At 45.8% G+C, this 19,275-nt stretch carries 20 protein-coding genes and 1 tRNA gene; 6 read left to right on the top strand and 15 right to left on the bottom strand.

Going from position 1 to position 19,275, the window contains the following annotated elements; all coding sequences use genetic code 11:
- Positions 1 to 31: 31 nt before the first annotated feature.
- The 4 genes from FHS57_RS16245 to FHS57_RS16230 form a co-directional block, all read right to left on the bottom strand.
- Positions 32 to 1,117, bottom strand: a complete 1,086-nt coding sequence (locus FHS57_RS16245) for a hypothetical protein (protein WP_183975433.1) — start codon at positions 1,115 to 1,117, stop codon at positions 32 to 34.
- Between the two features lie 89 nt (positions 1,118 to 1,206).
- Entirely contained in the window at positions 1,207 to 2,028 is an 822-nt protein-coding gene (gene mazG, locus FHS57_RS16240; protein WP_183975431.1) for a nucleoside triphosphate pyrophosphohydrolase, read from the bottom strand.
- 11 nt (positions 2,029 to 2,039) lie between these two features.
- Positions 2,040 to 3,125 carry a M20 family metallo-hydrolase gene (locus tag FHS57_RS16235; protein WP_183975430.1) on the bottom strand — a complete coding sequence of 362 codons (1,086 nt, stop codon included), beginning with the start codon at positions 3,123 to 3,125 and terminating at the stop codon, positions 2,040 to 2,042.
- A gap of 62 nt (positions 3,126 to 3,187) precedes the next feature.
- Positions 3,188 to 3,376, bottom strand: a complete 189-nt coding sequence (locus FHS57_RS16230; protein ID WP_183975428.1) for a hypothetical protein — start codon at positions 3,374 to 3,376, stop codon at positions 3,188 to 3,190.
- A gap of 64 nt (positions 3,377 to 3,440) precedes the next feature.
- Between FHS57_RS16230 and FHS57_RS16225 the strand changes: the two genes are divergently transcribed.
- Positions 3,441 to 3,779, top strand: coding sequence for a glyoxalase (locus tag FHS57_RS16225; RefSeq protein WP_183975426.1), 339 nt, complete (start codon positions 3,441 to 3,443; stop codon positions 3,777 to 3,779).
- On the opposite strand, the gene FHS57_RS16220 is transcribed toward FHS57_RS16225, so the two are convergent.
- Positions 3,759 to 4,568, bottom strand: a complete 810-nt coding sequence (locus FHS57_RS16220; protein WP_183975424.1) for an alpha/beta hydrolase — start codon at positions 4,566 to 4,568, stop codon at positions 3,759 to 3,761. The genes FHS57_RS16225 and FHS57_RS16220 overlap by 21 nt on opposite strands.
- A gap of 192 nt (positions 4,569 to 4,760) precedes the next feature.
- Here FHS57_RS16220 and hflX point away from each other — a divergent pair, with 192 nt between their 5' ends.
- Entirely contained in the window at positions 4,761 to 5,996 is a 1,236-nt protein-coding gene (gene hflX, locus FHS57_RS16215) for a GTPase HflX (protein ID WP_028525099.1), read from the top strand.
- Between the two features lie 114 nt (positions 5,997 to 6,110).
- Positions 6,111 to 6,182 (top strand) — tRNA-Arg (locus FHS57_RS16210).
- A gap of 30 nt (positions 6,183 to 6,212) precedes the next feature.
- Here the strand turns inward: FHS57_RS16210 and FHS57_RS16205 are convergent.
- The 5 genes from FHS57_RS16205 to FHS57_RS16185 form a co-directional block, all read right to left on the bottom strand.
- A complete protein-coding gene (locus tag FHS57_RS16205; RefSeq protein ID WP_183975422.1) occupies positions 6,213 to 6,452 on the bottom strand; it encodes a DUF4926 domain-containing protein in 240 nt (79 codons plus the stop codon).
- Positions 6,453 to 6,488: 36 nt separating this feature from the next.
- Positions 6,489 to 6,719: a hypothetical protein gene (locus tag FHS57_RS16200; protein ID WP_183975420.1), complete on the bottom strand. Its 231-nt coding sequence runs from the start codon at positions 6,717 to 6,719 to the stop codon at positions 6,489 to 6,491.
- Positions 6,720 to 6,723: 4 nt separating this feature from the next.
- Complete coding sequence (locus FHS57_RS16195) at positions 6,724 to 7,188, bottom strand: DUF6932 family protein (protein WP_183975418.1); 465 nt, start codon at positions 7,186 to 7,188, stop codon at positions 6,724 to 6,726.
- A gap of 188 nt (positions 7,189 to 7,376) precedes the next feature.
- Positions 7,377 to 8,675: a serine hydrolase domain-containing protein gene (locus tag FHS57_RS16190; protein WP_183975416.1), complete on the bottom strand. Its 1,299-nt coding sequence runs from the start codon at positions 8,673 to 8,675 to the stop codon at positions 7,377 to 7,379.
- A 74-nt stretch (positions 8,676 to 8,749) separates the two neighbouring features.
- Entirely contained in the window at positions 8,750 to 10,303 is a 1,554-nt protein-coding gene (locus FHS57_RS16185) for a S10 family peptidase (protein WP_183975414.1), read from the bottom strand.
- 197 nt (positions 10,304 to 10,500) lie between these two features.
- Here FHS57_RS16185 and FHS57_RS16180 point away from each other — a divergent pair, with 197 nt between their 5' ends.
- Positions 10,501 to 11,508 (top strand): YpdA family putative bacillithiol disulfide reductase, encoded by a 1,008-nt coding sequence (locus FHS57_RS16180; RefSeq protein WP_183975412.1) that lies wholly within the window; start codon positions 10,501 to 10,503, stop codon positions 11,506 to 11,508.
- Between the two features lie 4 nt (positions 11,509 to 11,512).
- Here FHS57_RS16180 and FHS57_RS16175 read toward each other — a convergent pair whose 3' ends face one another.
- The 5 genes from FHS57_RS16175 to FHS57_RS16155 all read right to left on the bottom strand — a co-directional run bounded on the left by FHS57_RS16175 (position 11,513) and on the right by FHS57_RS16155 (position 17,063).
- A complete protein-coding gene (locus FHS57_RS16175) occupies positions 11,513 to 12,085 on the bottom strand; it encodes a helix-turn-helix transcriptional regulator (RefSeq protein ID WP_183975410.1) in 573 nt (190 codons plus the stop codon).
- Between the two features lie 251 nt (positions 12,086 to 12,336).
- Complete coding sequence (mnmH, locus tag FHS57_RS16170; RefSeq protein WP_183975408.1) at positions 12,337 to 13,356, bottom strand: tRNA 2-selenouridine(34) synthase MnmH; 1,020 nt, start codon at positions 13,354 to 13,356, stop codon at positions 12,337 to 12,339.
- A gap of 12 nt (positions 13,357 to 13,368) precedes the next feature.
- Positions 13,369 to 14,304, bottom strand: coding sequence for a methylenetetrahydrofolate reductase (locus FHS57_RS16165; RefSeq protein ID WP_183975406.1), 936 nt, complete (start codon positions 14,302 to 14,304; stop codon positions 13,369 to 13,371).
- A 96-nt stretch (positions 14,305 to 14,400) separates the two neighbouring features.
- A complete protein-coding gene (locus FHS57_RS16160; protein ID WP_183975404.1) occupies positions 14,401 to 16,053 on the bottom strand; it encodes a S41 family peptidase in 1,653 nt (550 codons plus the stop codon).
- 116 nt (positions 16,054 to 16,169) lie between these two features.
- The gene (locus FHS57_RS16155) at positions 16,170 to 17,063 is read right to left on the bottom strand and encodes an OmpA family protein (RefSeq protein WP_183975402.1); all 894 of its coding nucleotides are present in this window, start codon (positions 17,061 to 17,063) and stop codon (positions 16,170 to 16,172) included.
- Positions 17,064 to 17,383: 320 nt separating this feature from the next.
- On the opposite strand from FHS57_RS16155, the gene FHS57_RS16150 reads away from it, so the two are divergent.
- Together FHS57_RS16150 and FHS57_RS16145 are read left to right on the top strand one after the other, a co-directional pair.
- A complete protein-coding gene (locus FHS57_RS16150) occupies positions 17,384 to 18,388 on the top strand; it encodes a pyruvate dehydrogenase complex E1 component subunit beta (RefSeq protein ID WP_310587004.1) in 1,005 nt (334 codons plus the stop codon).
- 132 nt (positions 18,389 to 18,520) lie between these two features.
- Positions 18,521 to 19,258: a hypothetical protein gene (locus tag FHS57_RS16145; protein WP_183975398.1), complete on the top strand. Its 738-nt coding sequence runs from the start codon at positions 18,521 to 18,523 to the stop codon at positions 19,256 to 19,258.
- Positions 19,259 to 19,275: the final 17 nt, after the last annotated feature.

The following is a 19,275-nucleotide window of genomic DNA, read 5'->3' as shown; positions in this document are numbered from 1 at the left end:
AGATTGACTACAAAAGTAACTCAAAACTCGGTTACGGCATTAGGAAAAGTTTGGCATTGATAAAAGTGGTGTTTGTGGTGCCAATAAGCCAATAATACCCCTGCGGAACGTGGGTTTGAAGTACATACTCGTCTAGTCCACTGGAAACCCATTGAAACGGAATCTCTTGCCCCAACATGGAGACGAGGCGAAGCTCAGAAGGGAAAAGCTTATGCAGCCGAATCCGAATAGATTGGGCCGAAGTAGGGTTTTCAAAAACCCAGATTTGAGGCTGTTCGGGTTCGATTTTTACGGCAATGATTTTAGAGAACTCCGTACTTCCATCCAAATCGGTTTGGCGGAGTCGGTAATAGTTGATGCCCACCAAAGGTGTTAGGTCTGCAAATTGGTACGTAGTTTGGGTCAAATGGTCGCCTCGGGAAGGCGTTCGGCCAATGGTGACAAACTCTTTTAAATCCGCACTCCGTTGAATGTCAAAATGGGAAGAATTGCGTTCCCAAGCCGTTCCCCAGTTGAGTTCAATTTGATTGGAAAACGGTTTTCCTTGAAAATGCGTCAGTTCTACAGGCAATGGATTGAGAATGACCGTGCCGTTGATGCGTAGGTTATCGAGTCGAAGTGCTCCTTGGCTGCTGGTAGCGGCATAGCCATAAATCCGAAAGGTGATGGTTCCTTGGGCGTCGTTGACAAAAAGAGGAACGTTTAATCCCGCAAAACCCGAACCCACGGGAGACGTACCGAGATTATTAGAAAAATTATCTTGACTAAAACGCACCGCGATTTGGTTGGGGCCGTCGGTGGTGTGGTTGAAACTAAAGGAAATCGAAGAAAGCGAAAAACGGTAGTTGGGAGAAGTTACCGAAACTTCGGCATAGTCAGTAGAACTCAGCTCGCCCGTCGGCCAAAACTGAAGACTCACGGCATCGCCCGTTTGTCCTACGGGATAGCCCAAAAGTCGCACGCCAGTAATATTTAGAGAAGAAACGCTGATGTTAGGGTTGTTGCTGCTGCCGTTGGAGTTGTTTTCAAAATCCCACGCTGCCGTAAAAGAAAGCTGTCCTTGCGAAACATACGACAGCACACAACCGAGAATGAGTAAGTAGCTTTTGATACGCATAAACCAAGTCGTTTAAACAAGAAGAATCTCTACCTGTTTAAAAGACTTGATTAGGCAAAAAAAGTAACAAAGTGCCTGAAAAACAACGCTTACAATTTTTTGGCTTGGTTCCAGTACTCGTCCATTTCGGCGAGGGTCATTTCGTGGAGTTGCTTGCCATCGGCCCGCGACTGACTTTCGAGGTAATTGAAGCGTTTGATGAATTTTTTGTTGGTGCGTTCGAGGGCTGTTTCGGGGTTGAGGTCAATAAAACGGGCGTAATTGACGAGCGAGAACAGCAAGTCACCAAATTCACCTTCGGCTTTTTCGGGGTCAATCACCGAGTCGTCTTCGGCATTAAAATGCTCTTTAAACTCCGCCATTTCTTCCTCTACCTTTTCCCACACTTGCTGTTTTTCTTCCCAGTCAAACCCAGCCCCGCGCGCTTTCTCCTGAATCCGCATGGCTTTCACCAGCGCAGGCAGCGACTGAGGGACACCGCCCAACACTGATTTTTTACCGTCGCCTTCTTTGAGCTTGATTTGCTCCCAGTTTTGCTTTACTTTCTCTTCGGTGTCGGCTTGCACGTCGCCATAAATGTGGGGGTGCCGTACGATGAGTTTTTCACAAATCCCGTGCAGCACACTCGAAATATCAAAGTCACCCGTTTCGGAGCCGATTTTGGCATAAAACACCATGTGGAGGAATAAATCGCCCAATTCTTTTTTGATTTCGGGCAAATCATTCTCCAAAATGGCATCCGAAAGCTCGTACGTTTCCTCAATCGTCAGGTGGCGCAGGCTTTGAAGCGTTTGCTTTTTGTCCCACGGGCACTTGGCGCGCAGGTCGTCCATGATGTTTAGCAATCGGTCGAAAGCGAGAAGTTGCTCTAAGCGTTCGGGCGAAATATCAGACAGCGTACGAGTTTGCATAAGTGTTAATTCTATAAAATCACGTCTTCCAACATTTTGATGTATTGAGCGACTCCTTCTTCGATTTCGTGGAGGTAAATAAATTCATCCGCCGTGTGCGAACGCCCCGAATGGCCTGGCCCCATTTTGAGCGATGGGCAGTCGATAAGCGCTTGGTCGGAGGTGGTAGGCGAACCGTAGGTGTTTCTTCCCAAACGAACACCCGCTTGTACGATAGGGTGCTCCATCGGGATGCTCGACGGGCGCAAACGTACCGAACGCGCGGCAATTTCGGATTTGATGTTTTTATTGATAATGTCAATGATTTCTTCCAAAGTGTATTGGTCAGTGACGCGGACATCAATGGTAAATTTGCAGGAATCAGGAACCACGTTGTGCTGCGTACCTGCGTTGACAATCGTCACCGACATTTTGATGGGGCCGAGCGTAGGAGACACTTTGGGGTATTGGTACGAACGAATCCACTGAATGTCGTCAATGGCTTTGTAGATAGCGTTTTCGCCTTCTTCCCGTGCCGCGTGCCCCGATTTCCCGTGGGCAATGCAATCCAGCACCAACAGCCCTTTTTCGGCCACAGCTAGGTGCATTTCGGTAGGCTCACCCACAATGGCAAATTCGATGGGAGGAAGGTCAGGTACAATCAGTTCAAGCCCCTCGCGTCCCGAAATTTCTTCTTCGGCAGTGGCAGCCATTACAACATTGTAGGCCAAATGAGGGTTATCATAAAAATGGCAAAACGTCACGATGAGCGAACAAAGCGACCCACCCGCGTCGTTGCTACCTAATCCGAAGAGTTTTCCGTCTTTTTCGAGAGGTTCGTACGGGTTGAGCGTCCAAGACGGATTGGGTTTAACAGTGTCGTGGTGAGAGTTGAGTAAAACCGTGGGTTTGCTGGCGTCAAAGTAGCGATTGTAAGCCCAGATGTTGTTTTTTTTGCGGTGGAACGGAATCCCTTTGCGTTGGAAGAATGCTTCAATCAAAGCGGCAGTTCCTTCTTCTTCTCGACTAAACGACTGAGTAGAAATCAGTTGTTTAAGTAATGCGATGGCCTCTTGCGCAAGCGCGTTAGGCGATAGTGTCATGTTTGTTTCAGACATAAAAAGCTGTTTTGTCTGCCGCAAAGTTACGCAAAGGGAATGTATAGTTGACAGCTTGTAGGTTAAAATCCAATGAATACCGTGGGTTGGGCAAAAAAAACCTTTGCATGGGGAGAATCCAACTCGTCGGTAGGTCGGGTTTTGAACTCGTCGGTAGGGTCGGTTTTGAACTCGTCAGTAGGTCGGGTTTTGAACTCGTCAGTGGGGTCGGGTTTTGAGAAACCCTCCACACGGTGCAGAGGGTTTCTCAAAACCCGACTTTTTAATCAAATGTAGTACAAAGGGTTTCTCAAAACCCGATTAGTTAATCAATCAATGAACCTAGTGATTTCCTCCGCCGAACAGTTTCAGAATGATACCCTTCGGCCCATTCTTAAAGCTCAAAATGAGTTGTTGGTAGCGCTATTTCGCCATTACTTACAAAAGCGAAAAATCGCATTTGAACGGTTTTCGCCCGAAGACCAACTGGCGCATATCGAGCAAATTATTCGTAAAGATTTACAATTTAGGAGTTTGTTGTTGGGAACAATTGTAGGCCATTTAAGCCCAGCGCAGTACCTGATTTTTCTTCAAGACGAAGAGGAACTCAACCGCCGAACCATCAATATGCTGATTCGCAGGCTGCAAAGTCAGTTAGTGGCGGTGGGGAATTAATAAATAATTGAGCCGTTCTTGATAGCGCTTAGAGGTGTCCAAATCGCGATGGGTACCGTTGGGAATCGTAGTAAGGGTGACCTTGGCGGAGGTGGGTGCCCGAAGAAGAAGTTGGCTATTGGCGTAAGGAACGACGCGGTCGCGGGTGCCGTGGAAAAGTTGAATAGGGCAGTGAATGTGCTGAAAACAGCTATCGGTACGAAATTTATAACGGCTCAACCATTTGTAGGGATAAATGGGCAATTGGGTGCGAAACAAGGTCGGAATAGTAGCGTAAGGCGCTTCCAAAATCAACAACCGAGGTCGGTGGTTGGCCGCTACGCGCGAGGCCATACCTGTACCCAATGAATACCCATAGACAACGATGGAGCCTTCAACGCACTGCTTTCGTATAGCGTTATAGACGTAGTCTGCGTCGTGGTGCAAAGCGACTTCGGAGCGAGGACCCGTGCTTTTGCCGTAGGTGCGGTAGTCGTACATGAGGACATCGTAGCCCCGTTGGGTAAAGCGGGTAGCGTATTCGCGCCCCCATCGGGTGAGGTTGTCGCGGTTGCCGTGAAAAAACAAAACAACGCCTTGTCGAGGCTGCGCTGAAGTCCGAAACCAAAGGGCGTTGAGGTGTACATCAGGGGCAGGTTTGAGGGTAACCTCCTGAAAAGGTTGGGGAAACTGATACCGAAAATCGGCAGAAAGGAGGGTAGGTTGAAACAAGATAAATGGATGCCCCGCCCAGAACAGCAGCCCCACTAGCAAGTAAAAAGCGAACAAATAGACCAAAAAACGCAGCATAAAAAAATGAGGCAGGAAAGACCAATCCGAATTTTTGGGGACTTTTCGAATGGACAAATTACAAAAAATCAGCGGAATGTCTTAATTTCGTCTTTTTCCAAGAAACTTTCTGAGAATCAACACCGTTTACTTTTATCCGCTGCAACAACAGCGAAAACTATCATCCTGACGATTCGGGAACAACTATTGTAAATGAATTCAACTGCAAAAAAACAAGAAACAGCGGTTTTGGTCGCTGTCACTACCCAACGACAGTCGCCCGAACAGACCCAAGAGTATTTAGAGGAATTGGCATTTTTGGCTACCACGTTAGGTGTCCAAACCGTAAAGACATTTACCCAAAAATTAGAACATCCCGATAACCGTACGTTTGTAGGAAAAGGCCGTTTGGAAGACATCAAAATCTTCGTGACGGACAATCCTGTTGATATGATTATCTTCGACGATGAGCTTATTCCGTCGCAAGTACGTAACCTTGAAGCCGAATTTAAGGAAATCAAGGTGCTCGACCGTAGCTTGTTGATTCTTGATATTTTTGCCATGCGTGCCCAAACAGCTCAGGCGAAAATTCAAGTGGAATTAGCTCAGTATCAGTACATGTACCCACGACTTACTCGTATGTGGACGCACTTGAGCCGTCAAAAAGGTGGGGTAGGGATGCGTGGTCCTGGGGAAAAAGAGCTTGAAACCGACCGCCGTATTGTCCAAGACCGTATTGCGTTTTTGAAGGATAAATTGGCCAAAATCGACAAGCAAAGCATGACGCGCCGCAAGGAACGGAGCCGATTGGTGCGCGTGGCTTTGGTAGGATATACCAACGTAGGGAAATCAACGTTGATGCGCCGTTTGGCCAAGGCCGAGGTATTTGCCGAAAACAAACTCTTCGCTACGGTTGACTCTACCGTGAGAAAGATGGTGCTTGATAACATCCCGTTTTTGTTGACAGATACGGTTGGGTTTATCCGTAAGCTACCCACGACGCTGATTGAGTCGTTTAAGTCCACGCTCGACGAGGTGCGGGAGGCGGATATACTGCTGCACGTGGTGGATATTTCGCATTCATCGTTTGAAGAGCAAATTGAGATTGTAAATCAAACCTTGGCCGAAATCAAAGCGGGCGATAAACCGACGATTTTGGTGTTTAATAAAATTGATGCCTACCAGCCTAAATTAGAGGCGTTTGATGAAGTGATTGAGACGGAAGAGGGCGAGGTAGTGGTAGAGCAGACCAAGGAGAGCGTTTTGGAGAAATTAAAGCAAAGCTATCTGACGGGAAAATCAGACCACGTCGTGTTTATTTCGGCCCAAAACAAGGAGAATTTGGACGAGCTTCGTGCCAAAATGTTTGATTTGGTGAAGGACAAACACTTTATGATTTATCCCAATTGGCTTGAGATGCCTTTCACGAACTTTGATTTTGCGGAATAGTTTTCGAAATTCGCGCAAAATTCAGCTGACCCCGTAGTTCAACGGATAGAGCGGAGCGCCGCCCGATAAGCGTTTCCTAAACGCTTGATATGGGAAAAAGTGAAAAATAGTGTTGACCCCGTAGTTCAACGGATAGAATAAGCGTTTCCTAAACGCTTGATATGGGTTCGATTCCCGTCGGGGTCACAACTTTGATTTATAATTTGTACGCTCTATTTAGACTGTGTTGGTAGAAACGTTGGCTACGTGGAGGATAGCATTTTGTGGCTGAACTGCAAGAATCTCACTTTCGCTCAAAGTAGCAACGGCTACAGTTTCACCTATAGCATTTATAAATTCAACTTCATAGAGGCCGCCGTCGTTATACATAAATGCGATAGTTCCAACGTGCCCCCGCACTAGCTCTTTTTCTGGCAAATCCTTTACAATAGCTACTAAATCACCTTCTTTATACATAATCTATGGCAGTTATGTTATTTCCTGTTCCATTAACTACGCTGCGTTTGCCCCCTGCTCAAATCGAACAATAACCCCGTACTGTTTCATCAATTGAGCCAATTCGTCAAAATAGTGGGCGCGTAACTCCATATACTGTTCGATTGCCAAACGGTCGGGTTCGGGCTGCTCAGAGTGTATTTTTATGGCCTCTGATTTACGGGCTATCAATTCGGTGAGCCGTGCCACTCGTTCACTCCATTCGTCAGAAATGATATTTGGTTGCATGGTTTTAAAAGTTAATTTGAATGATTCCTTTCTCTCTTTTATTTACGAAAGACCGCCCAAAGTCAAATTGCCACTGTAAACGGTCAAACTCGAATAGTTGCCTCTGATGATGAGTTTCTGGATAACACTTGACAAAGTATCCGTCAATTTTATTTCCTCTCCTAAATCTTATTTTACGCACTTCTTCTAGTTGTTTCTCGTACCGTTGATATATACCGAAATCAATAAACGTTACAAGGTCAATGTCATTTGGGTTACGTTTAAGAGTGGTGAAACTCCCATCAATCCACTGATAAAACCCTCCTCCTATAATTTGCTTGAGGTCGGAGAGGTAGTTTAGGTATGCTTCAAAAATGCCTGAACGAGTAGAAGAATGAGTAAAATCAGTAACAAATATTCGCTCAAACGCTGCTAAGTCAGTATCAATAATGTCGTAGGGGACTAAATGCCCGTAGTTGTCAAACTCCATTAGTTCACAATTTTAAATACTCCCTGTTTTTCCTGCGTAAAGAAGGGATGTTTAGTCATTCGGTGAACTGCCTCCTTGCGACTTTGTCTAAATAACATTATAGACAAAGATAATAAAAAAACACTATCCTTAAAAAACCAGAAAAGCCTCTTTCGGAGGCTTTTCTGGTAAAATGAAAGGGATTTTTGTCAGTCATCAATGGATTGATAAATCACTTGACGGAACAAATTATTGAGGTTATCGCCGCTGCTTTGGGTTTGTTTCATAATCACGCCAATGATTTTCTCTTTGGGGTCGGCAAAATAGTTGGTGTTGAAATATCCCCCCCATTCAAACGTGCCTGTGCTTCCTTTCGCCCCCTTATCTTCGCCCGCTTTATTGAGGAGGCCGAAGGCTAAACCATAAGACGAATTGGCTTTTTCGCCACCCAATAAATCACCTACTTGGTTGCTCAAAATGGTTTGTATCGTCGTGCGACTTAAAAAACGTTTTCCGCCCAATTCACCGCCGTTGAGGTACATCATCAAAAACGTAGCGTAATCTTTGGCCGTACTTGATAATCCAGCTCCTCCTGAGAAAAATGTTTTTGCCCCTTTAATGGGGTACTCGGTATCGTAAAAAGTGTTGGGGTAGCGCACCCATTGCCCGTTTTGCGGTTTTTGAATCGCCACCAATCGAGACGCCTTGGCATCGGGCAAGTAGAAGTAGGTATCGCCCATGCCCAACGGCTCAAACAACCGTTTCCGCAAAAATTCATCAAAAGGCATTCCTGACATCAGCTCAATAAAATAGCCTAATACGTCCAATCCTTCCGAATACACGTACTTTTCGCCTGGGTGATGGTGAAGGGGGAGTTTGGCGAGCTTCTTGATGTTGTCACCAATTTTGACAGGTTCGGTCGTGAATAAATCAACGATGCCCGCTTTGTGGTACATGGCTTTGAAACGTTCGTCGGCATCAATGACCCCGTAGCCAAGCCCCGACGTATGCGTCAGCAAATGACGGATGGTGATTTCTGATTTTACGGGTTCGGTCGTGTAGGTGGAGTCCTGAAACTTGAAGTTTTTGAGAACTGTTTGGTTTTTAAATTCAGGAATGTATTTCGAAATAGGGTCGTCGAGTTGAAACTTTCCTTCTTCCCACAACATCATCACGGCCGTGGAGGTGATGGCTTTACTCATTGATGCAATCCGAAAAATATCATCCCGCTTCAGAGAGCGGTTTGCTGCATTGTCGGCCATTCCGAAGGCTTTGTAATAGACAATTTTACCGTTTCGTACGATAAGTGCAGATACCCCTGGGACGCTACTTTGTGCAACCGCATTTTGGAGGACTCCATCAAGGCGGTTGAGGCGCTCCGACGACATGCCGACGGTCTCAGGGGCGGCTTCCGTAAGTGGAGGGGAATTTTTGAGCGATTTGGTTTGGGCCTGAACCAGTTCAGTTGCGAGGCCAAAAAGGCTTAAAAGGAGGAAAACTTGCTTCATAAGATTCGGAAAAGTTTATCCCCTTATGAAGCAAGTTTTCGCTGAATTTTACTGATACTATAACCGCCTATTCACTAGTACTTGGCAGGCTGGTTCGACTTCGGTGTTGACTTCTTGATAAAGTCGCGAATGTCGTCATTTGACTTTTGAAGGTCTTCCTTGCGCAAATACATCATGTGACCGCTGCGGTAGCCTTTCCAGCTCATGCGGTTTTTGAGTTTTCCAGCAGGGTCCATTTGCCACATGTTGTATTGGGCATTGAAATAATCGCAAGCGCCGTCGTAGTAACCCGACTGTACCAATAAGTGCAAGTAAGGGTTCTGAGCCATGGCCTGACGGAGGTTTTCGCCCGTTTGGTCGTTAGAGCGATCCCAAGGGTTGACAGGGCCAAACATGTAGTATTTGAGGTCGGTTTTGTAATTGAGCTCGTTACGAAGGTACATGTTGATGGCAGGCGTAAACGAGTGCAACCACGACGTCAACTCTGCGTTAAAATCGGGGCGGTCGCCAGCGTCTTTGCGGTCGATGCCTTTGTAGCGAGAATCCAAACGCCCTACTGTGTAGCCTTCGTCGCGCAAAAGCTCTTTCCAGAAGTATTGAAGCGGCATGTTGAGGTTATTTTGGAGAACTTCTTTTTCCGAAACTCCCGTATAACGAGCGAGTTTAGCCGCGATGGCTTTGCGTTTGGCATCATCCAAAAAGCCGCCCATGCTTACGGCAGGAAGAAGCTCATTGATGGTAAAATTCTCAACTTCGGGTAAGAAATCGGTCAAGTCTTTTTTCTGTAAATCCGCAGGAAGTTTTTTGTGGTACCAAGCGGTAGCAGCACAGTAAGGTACTTTCAATGCTGCCTCAGAAGCTTCACCACGCTCGATACCAAGCGTAGTCGGCGATACCAAGATTACGCCGTTGATGTACATCCATTGGTTGCTTTGCAGCTCAAGTGCCAAGCCTGAGACGCGCGTCGTGCCGTAACTTTCGCCGATGAGGTATTTCGGCGAATCCCAACGATTGTTGCGAGTCACAAACGTACGAATCCATTCGGCCAAATATTTGATGTCGGCATTTACCCCAAAAAACTTCGATGTAGGAACATCTTTGCTAACGGGGCGCGAATAACCTGTATTAACGGGGTCAATGAACACAATATCGGCTACGTCCAAAATCGAATAGGGGTTTTTCTTATAGCCATACGGTTGTAGCGGATAGCCCTCGTCGTCGATGTTGAGCAGGACAGGGCCAGTGTAGGCCATGTGCATCCACACCGATGCTGTTCCAGGTCCTCCGTTGAACGAGATAATCAACGGGCGTGTGCCGCGGTCTTTTACGTCGCTGCGTTCGTAGTACATGTAAAATAAGCCAGCGATGGCTTTGCCCCCTTCGTCAAAAACGGGCATGGTGCCAGTGGTGGCTTTGTAAGGCACGCGCTGCCCTTTTACGGTTACTTCGCTTTCGGTAACAACAAAGGAATCAGGGTTAAACGGAATGCTCTCGCCCGATTTGTCGTCTTTTGAGGGAGCCGTAGAGGTAGAGGCTTGGCGCTCGCCACCGCCTGCGGGGCGCTGTTGGGCATGGGTGAGGTAGCTTCCTACGAGCAAGGCCGCTGCCAAGAGTAATGGTTTTTTCATTTAGGTTTAGTTTGATTGAAAGTTATAATTGACCAGACACGCAATGTGAACGCTTATGCAAGAAAGCATTCTAGGCTACAAATGTAAAATTGTATAGCTTTAAAAGCCTAAAATGTCGCTATATTACCTTATTGATGAGACTACTTTTGGGATGAAAGCCGTAATTTTGGGACTTCACTAAGTAATCGTAATCCACCATGCAATTGTACGATGTATTGATAGTAGGCGCGGGGCCTTGTGGGCTGGCGGCTGGGATAGAGGCTGCGAAGGCAGGATTGAGCCATTTGATTCTTGAAAAGGGGAGCATCACGGAGTCGATTCGACGCTATCCCAAACGAATGCGTTTTTTCTCTACTGCCGAAAATATTGAGATTGGAGGCATCCCGTTTCCCATTTCGGACGTCAAAGCCAACCGCAGTGAGGCGTTGCAGTATTATCGGAAAGTGGCGGGGTATTATCACCTCAACTTTAAATTGTTTACGGAAGTAGCGCAGGTTGTAAAACAAGACAACGAAGTCTTTGAAATTCAGACGGTAGGAGGAGAAAATTACTATGCCAAAAAGGTCATTATCTCGACGGGTTATTTTGACTTTCCTCGCTTTTTGGGGATAAATGGGGAAAAACTTCCGCATGTTTCTCCTTATTATGACGAACCGTTTCAGTACTCATTTTCCAAAGTTGTGATTGTGGGAGGAGCCAATTCTGCCGTGGAGGCCGCGCTGGAAATGTACCGCCACGACGTGGACGTCACTGTCGTTCACCGAGGGGAGGATTTCCGTCCAACTGTGAAGTATTGGCTTATTCCTGACGTCAAAAATCGGGTCAAAGAAGGGAAAATAAAAACGCGTTTTAATAGCCTTACCAAAGCCATAGAGCCGAAGCGGGTGTTGATAGAAAATACCCAAACGGGTGAGGAAGAATGGCTTGAAGCTGATTTTGTATTGATGCTCATTGGGTATATACCAGATGGAGCATTGCTTCAGCGGTGTGGGGTGGAGTTGCGCCAACCAAGTATGGTGCCAGTATTTGACCCAGAAACCTTTGAAACCAACGTCTCTGGGTTATACTTGTGTGGCACCGTGGTGGCAGGTATTCATACAGAAAAAGTCTTTATCGAGAATGGGCGCGACCATGCAGCCGCTATCATTGACCATATTGCGGGTCGTAAGGTACGTAAGGTCAAAGAATTGATTGATCGGATTTAACGAACTACCGTCGGTTTATTTTACCATAAAACTGGAGTTGGTATTTTTTGGGAGTCATTTGAAAGTACTTCTGAAACATTTTGTTGAACTTAATCGCAGAGGATGCACTGTAGCCAATCATCGCTGCTATTTCGTTTGCTTTATACCCTTTTTTCAAGAGCGAAGCAGCTTGCTCCATTCGCTTTGTTGTGTAAAGTTGATAAAATGGCTGTCCATATACTTTTTTAAACAGACTTTTAAACAAGGCAGGTTTAATGCCATGATTTTCAGTGATTTCTTTTTCGGAAGGAGGCACTTTGCTGAAATCTCCTTGAAGGTATTCATCATGGATTTTTTTTATAATTTCAAGGTAATTGTCATTAGAAGTCGAATCACCATCAGTGGCTGTTTTTGGAGAAGAATATCCATTGTATTTCACTTCAAAGGCAATCTGTTGGCGAACCAATTCCAAACAACATTCTTGAAAGTCTTTTGCATTTAAGACAATCATGATTTTACTATTTTCCTTTTGAGAAGATGCCGATTTTTCTAACCCGCTTCCTTCTTTGGAAGTGCTTGGTTGTAGGGCGATGTTCATAATGATATTTTGGCTAGAATGAGTAATCATTAATGTGCGAAAACAGTCAAAAATTGCCCCAATGTTCAGTAAAATCAATCTTTTTTTAGCGAACTGGCCACTAAATGCAATCAACTATTCAAAAACTGTTATGTCGTGGTAAAAGTAGTGTCTTTTATTACCATGGAATTAATAGTTTTATCGGTTGGATAAAATGTAAAATTTTGATTTACTGATAGTTATTCGTAAAATTATTTAAAATAGACTTGGCATTAATATGCTTTAAGTTGTAAGATGGCTTGCGCTGTAGCCGTGGGGTTGTCGTCGGTAGGGTGGAGGTGATGAGAAATAGTGCGTTGAGAAAGCTCGTAGAGGTAAGCTTTGTCGTAGTAGTTGAGCGAAATATCGGCTACAGTAGCGTAGTCGTGGCGTTGGAGGGCCTCAATGGCGGCTTTGTAGTGCTGGCCGCCAAGGCGTTTTTTGATGCGCTCGGTAGCCGCTTGCAGTAACGTGTGGTCGTAGCAAGCGTATTCGCGGACGAGGCGTTGAATGCGAAGGTCTTTAGGAAGGTCAACAAAAACAAACTCCGTCGGTTGCTGCATTTGTTGCCAAAAAGCCAGCGGAATAAAACAGCCTCCAATGTGCCGACTTTCGCTTTCTAGCCACACCCGTTGGTGTGGGTTAAGCAAACGCCATTGTTGATGCAGCAGGTTTTCAAATTGCTCCGACGAAGGCTGTGGCGCTTGGCCAATTGCGCCGTAGGCCGAGCCTTTATGGTGGGCGATGGCCTCCAAATCAATGACTTGTTCGCCCATTTCGGCCAGCGCACGTAGAATGTCGGTTTTGCCGCTCCCTGTTGGGCCACCCAAAATGGACATGTTTTGCGGGTGCTGAAACGACTCCAAAACGTGGTTGCGGTAGGCTTTGTAGCCACCTTCGAGGGTTGATACGCGGAAGCCCGCAGTTCGTAATAACCACGCAAAGCTTCCACTGCGCATTCCTCCGCGCCAGCAGTGAACCAGCACTTCCCGTTGAGGAGCGACTAAGTCGGCTTTTTTGACGAATAAAGCGAGTTTAGGCCCGACCATTTCTAACCCTAATCGTACGGCAGCATCGCGTCCTTGTTGTTTGTAGCAAGTGCCTACTTTGACCCGTTCATCGTTGCTAAAAAGCGGGATATTGATGGCACCAGGAATGTGAGCGTGGCTATATTCGCCTGGCGACCGCACGTCGATGATGGGCAAGCGCTGAGAGGCTTGCAAAAAATCAGCGGGAGAGAGTGCTGTCGCCATGAAATTTTCCGATTAGTTATTTCTTAGTCCTTTTGCTACAAGCCGCTCACGTAGTTGATTGACCATGTAAATAGATGCTTCGATTTCGTCTTTACGGATGGCCACACTTTCGATGTTAAAGCCAAAAGGAATGGCGTGCTCGTCACAAAACTCAATAAGTTCATCCGCAATTTGTAAGCAAAGATTCACCGACGTTTCGAGGATGTTTTCAGATTCCAGCAAGGTTTCTTTGACCGAATCAGGCACGTGAATACCCAACCATTCCATGAAGTGGAGTGTTTTTTTTGACCCACAGGCGGTAATGGTAAATACAAACGTAGGAAGGGGCAATTGTTGCGCTTGACAGGTGTTGACGACGGCCGTAAGCATTTGTTTGGCATAGGCTACGTTGAACACACACTGGGAGACAAAATAACTAACCCCGCTGGCTACTTTGTCAAGGATGCGTTGGTCTTCGTCGTTGAGAACAGCATGTCGTTCGGGAATGGTTACAGCCCCAATGATAGAATTTTGTTCAAATTCCCGCCAAACGGCGTAGGCGTTGGGTAGGCTGGTGACGGGCATAAAATCAGGCGAGGGAACGCCCACAAACACAGGATAAAAGCCTTGTTGGGTCAAATCGCTCACCCACTGACGAAGTTCGTCTTGGGTAAACTTTCCTGCGGGGCGATAAATAATTTTGGGGATTTCAAGAGGTGCCAAATGCTGACGGGCAAAATCAAAGGGGTCGAGGGCGGTAATAAATGGAAACGGCCGTTCTTCCGAAGTGCGACTCGATTCATCTTGGACGTCATACACAATGAGGGCGTCGATGTCTAGCCCTTGCAAACGGGCCAGTGTTTTTTCGGCAATCTCACTTACTTTTTCAGGAGCGGTTTGTGATTTGGGAGGAGTGATTCCGTAGAGCAATAAACCCGACTCTTTTGATTTGATTTTCGTTAAAAACATGCTGCAATTCGTAAATGGAGTTGCAAATGTAGGAAATAGGGGGAAAATACCGAATACATTGTGGGTCGGGCTGCTCATAGCCCGACCCACGGAGACTTATTTCTGTCCTTTCAATATTTTTTCGTAGCGAGGCATGTCTTTAAACAAATCAAGCGCTGCCTTTACTTCGGCATCTGTGCGGAATACGTATTCGCGCTCCCCTTTTTGGAGGTAATAGTGCGACACAATCTCCCGCTCTAGCAAATGCTTAATGTCTTTTTTGAACATAGCCAAATCACTCTCTTTGCTATGGCCTAGCTTGGTTTTAAGCGCTTTGAGTTGTTCTTGGATAACATCAAAATACTTTTCTTTTTTTGCCGACGCCTCAAGCGTGCCGAGGTCTTTCTCTACCTGCGTCACGTAGTCGTATTCTTTGTCTTTTAACCAAGTCGAAAATGCTTGATAATCGGCATCGGTCAGTTCAAATTCCTTGGCAGTTTTGATGGTCGGGTGTGCTGCGCGGTAGTGCAAGGCATAGTCAAACAACAAGCCTTTGGCGTTTAGACTTGTCACAATTGTCGGCAATGCGGGCAGTTCGGTAGCTACATCAGGTTCTACCCCACCACCGTCATATACCACGCGGCCATTGCGGGTTTTGAAGGCCACTTTGAGCGAGTCAGGTACTTTTGCTACGCTTCCGTCGGGGTTGCGGTGGCTATAATCAATGGCCTGAATACAGCGCCCGCTCGGGATGTAGTACTTCGCAACGGTTACTTTCAATTTGGTATTGTACGACAAATCGCGGGTTGTCTGGACAAGCCCTTTGCCGTAGGTTCTTTGCCCCACCAACACACCACGGTCGTAATCTTGCATTACTCCCGAGACAATTTCAGAAGCTGAGGCACTGCGGCCATTGACCAGCACCACCAACGGAATGTCGGTGTCCACGGGGGCCATTGGAGCCGTATAAGTTTTGTTCCACTCCGTTACTTTTCCACGGTTTGATACCACTTCAGCATCTTTGGGAATGAATAAGTTACAAATCAATACAGCTTGGTCAAGCAATCCACCTGGGTTTTCGCGAAGGTCAAGCACCAATTTTTTCATGCCTTTTCCTTTGAGCTCCACCAGGGCATTTTTTACCTCGCGGGCCGCCGTTTGATTAAAATCTTTGAGGTCGATGTAACCTACTTCGTTTTCGAGCATTCCGTAATAAGGAACATTGCCTGTTTTGACAAATTCACGCGTTACATTGACTTCAATCAGGTCTTTGGTACCCACACGGCGCACGGCGAGCTTCACCGACGAATTGGCCTGCCCTTTCATGAGTTTGTCGGGGTTGGCGTCCTTGCGGGTTGTGATGTCTATTCCGTCGATTTTGACAATTTCATCTCCTACGTGAAGGTTTGCTTTGGCGGCGGGAGAATCTTCCAGAATAGAATAAATGATTTGTTTGCCTTTGTTGGGAGTGATTATTGCCCCGATGCCCGTGTATTGGCCCGTGGTCATGGTGCGATAATCTTCAATTTCGTCTTCGGCGTAGAAGTTGGTGTAAGGGTCGAGGTTTTTAAGCATAGATTCTATGCTCATTTTAGTCAACCGATTGGGGTTGATTTCGTCCACATAATAGCGATTAAGTTCCTTAAACAGCGTGGCATAAATGTCTAAGTTACGGGCGATTTCAAAAAAGCGTTCGTCATTGCGGAAGGCAAAAAAACCTACGGACACAACGCACACAGCGGCAAGAATGAGTTTACGGAAATGTTTCATGGTGGTCCTTTTTATCAAAAACGCGTAAAGTGTCACGAAGTTATGAGATTTCCCCAAAAAAACGAGCGATGCCTCGAAAGACATCGCTCGCCATGGTTGGGAAAGGTTTTTAGACCTTATTTTCCTCCTTCAAACATTTGGAAGAATTGGTCAAGTTTTGGAAGAATAACGATTTCAGTACGACGGTTTACGCTGCGGTTTTTGCTGCTGTCGTTCGCTACTTTTGGTACATATTCTCCACGGCCACCTGCGGTCATACGCTCAGGTGCTACGCTGTATTTTTTCTGAAGTGTACGTACTACTGACGTTGCACGCTTAGCACTCAAATCCCAGTTGTCTTCCAACACCGATGCGCTGTTGTACGGTACGCTGTCTGTGTGGCCTTCTACCAAGATGTCGAAATCTTTGCGGTCGTTTACTACTTTAGCAATTTTGCTCAACACGGTTTCAGCTTGTGGCGTGATTTCGTAGCTGCCGTATTTGAACAACATTTTGTCTGAAAGCGAGATATACACTACGCCTTTTTTCACTTCGATGTTTACGTCTTCGTCGTTCACATTGTCAAGTGAGCGCTTGAGGCTCATCACCAACGCCAAGTTAAGTGAATCCTTGCGACGCAAGTTTGAGTTCAAATCTTGGATGTAAGAGCTCTGACGGTTCAAGGCATCCAATGATTTTTTGATGCTTTCTGCTCCATCTTTACTTACAATAGACAAGTCAGACAAACGGTCAAGAAGGTTGGTGTTTGTACGTTTCAAGTACGCCAATTCATCTTCCAATGCTTTGAGTTTAGCACGTTCGTTGGTAACATCGCCATCTTTCAACTTGATTTGGCTTTTCAAATCGCTGATGTCATTGTTCAATTTTGAGGTCAACGCGTCGCAATCAGCCTTGTTTTTGTCCAACAATGCTTGGAGTTCAGCTTTTTCTTTGTTGAGTTGGGCCAGTTGTTTCTTGTTGCAAGATGCAAAGAGGAGAACAGACAATGAAAATAAAACAATTTTTCTCATTTCTTATGAGGTTAAAAGTGGATTATATAGTTAGGTATTTGCTACAAACTTAAAGCGTTTGCTTCAACTTTTCGCTATATAAACTCAATTCTTTGCATTTTTTACCACTGTAAGGGCAATTTTTTTTCAAAAAAAGCGATTTGGAACCCTTTTGAGCCGTTTTGGAGTAGTAATGTACGAAAGCTTCCTACATGTCTAGGTGGGCTATGTGGGGCGCTTACCATAGAAATGAAAAACAGCAAGTGGCGTAGGGGAAGTCGTGGCCAAATGACTAGATTTACGAAAAAATTCCTATTTTTACGGCCGTTTTCAACCCCCAAATCCAGAATTTTACACATACAATGAGACAAATACTTTTCCGTGAAGCTTTACGTGAAGCCTTGAGCGAAGAAATGCGTCGTGACTCACGCGTGTTTTTGATGGGTGAAGAAGTAGCCGAATACAATGGAGCTTATAAAGTAAGTCAAGGAATGCTTGACGAATTTGGGCCCGAACGCGTTATAGACACACCTATTGCAGAATTGGGTTTTGCTGGTATCGGGGTAGGTGCTGGAATGAACGGTTTGCGACCTATCATCGAGTTTATGACATTCAACTTCTCGTTGGTAGCCATCGACCAAGTGATCAACTCTGCTGCTAAAATCCTTTCGATGTCAGGTGGACAATACAGCTGTCCTATCGTATTCCGTGGGCCTACTGGGAACGCGGGTCAGTTGGGCGCACAGCACTCTCAAAACTTTGAAAACTGGTATGCCAACACCCCAGGCTTGAAAGTGGTTGTGCCGTCAAACCCTTATGATGCAAAAGGATTGTTGAAGGCATCTATTCGTGATAATGACCCCGTTATTTTCATGGAGTCAGAATTGATGTATGGCGATAAAGGCGAAGTACCAGAAGAAGAATACATCATTCCACTTGGAAAAGCGGAAGTGAAAAAGGCAGGTACTGACGTAACCATTGTTTCCTTTGGTAAAATGATTCCGCGCGTTGTGAATCCTGCCATTGAAGAATTGGCCAAGATGGGTATCAACGCCGAATTGATTGATTTGCGTACGGTACGCCCTATCGACTATGCAACGGTGATTGAGTCTGTCAAGAAAACCAACCGCTGCGTGGTGGTAGAAGAGGCATGGCCATTGTCGTCGATTGCTACGGAACTTACTTACATGATTCAGCGCAAAGCGTTTGATTATTTGGATGCTCCTGTGGTACGTGTGAATAGCATGGATGTGTCGCTTCCGTATGCGCCAACCTTGATTGAAGCCGCTTTGCCAAACGTAAAACGTACGATTGATGCCGTGAAAACGGTGATGTATCGTAACTAATAAACAGTGCATACTGTAGATAAAAACAAAAAAGCCCCCGACGGGGCTTTTTTGTTTGGCACGATTTTTTAATGGTATCCTATCATAAAACCATTATTTTTGGAGTTATTCATCCAAACGTCTTTTTTAACGATGAAACAGCTAGTTGTAACCTTCTTTTTGGCCGCTGTGGTAAGCACAGGGCTTTATGCGCAGACTTCAGACGCAAAGGCAGATTCTGTCTTTTTAAAGTATTATACAGCCACGGGTGGCAAAGCATTGTGGGATTCGGTTCAAACGTACACCCTCAAACAAGCCTACCGCGCAGGAACGGCCAACGATTTTGATTTGGACATCAAAGCCTCCCTGCCCTCGCAGGCAATGGTAAAGGTGCGTACCATTTTAAAACGCGATTTTATCTATGGCATCAAAGCAACCGATGGCTGGCTCAAAATCCCTATTGGTAGCCGTGACAAGGTAACGCAGTACCAAACCAGCAACTTGAGCGATAAAGAACGTGAGATTATGCGTCGCGAACTCACAGATATACTTATTCCTTTTGATGATTATACCACCAAAGGTTACATTGCTACCGTCGTTGGAACGGAGCAAATCAACGGTGCCACTGCCACGCAAGTAGAGTTAGAAGGAAAAGGAGTGAAATACAACCTGTATTTTGATGCAAAAACGGGCTTGCTACTCCGCGAAAAGTTGACATTGGCAACGGGCGAAATTCAAACCCGTGACCATGCCAAATACGAAAAGTCAAAGTATGGCCTTTCGTATCCTTCAGAAACGACGTATGTAAGTAGCATTGATAAAAAACCGATGAAGGTCACAACGTTGACGGACTTCAACGTGAAGTTTGCCGAAGATCCGTTTGTGAAATAGAACATCTAATGAAGGGG

This window comes from Runella defluvii (assembly GCF_014195535.1).
Classification (GTDB): Bacteria; Bacteroidota; Bacteroidia; order Cytophagales; family Spirosomataceae; genus Runella; species Runella defluvii.
Note: the sequence above shows the minus strand (reverse complement) of the source record. Positions and strands in the feature narration are given on the sequence as shown.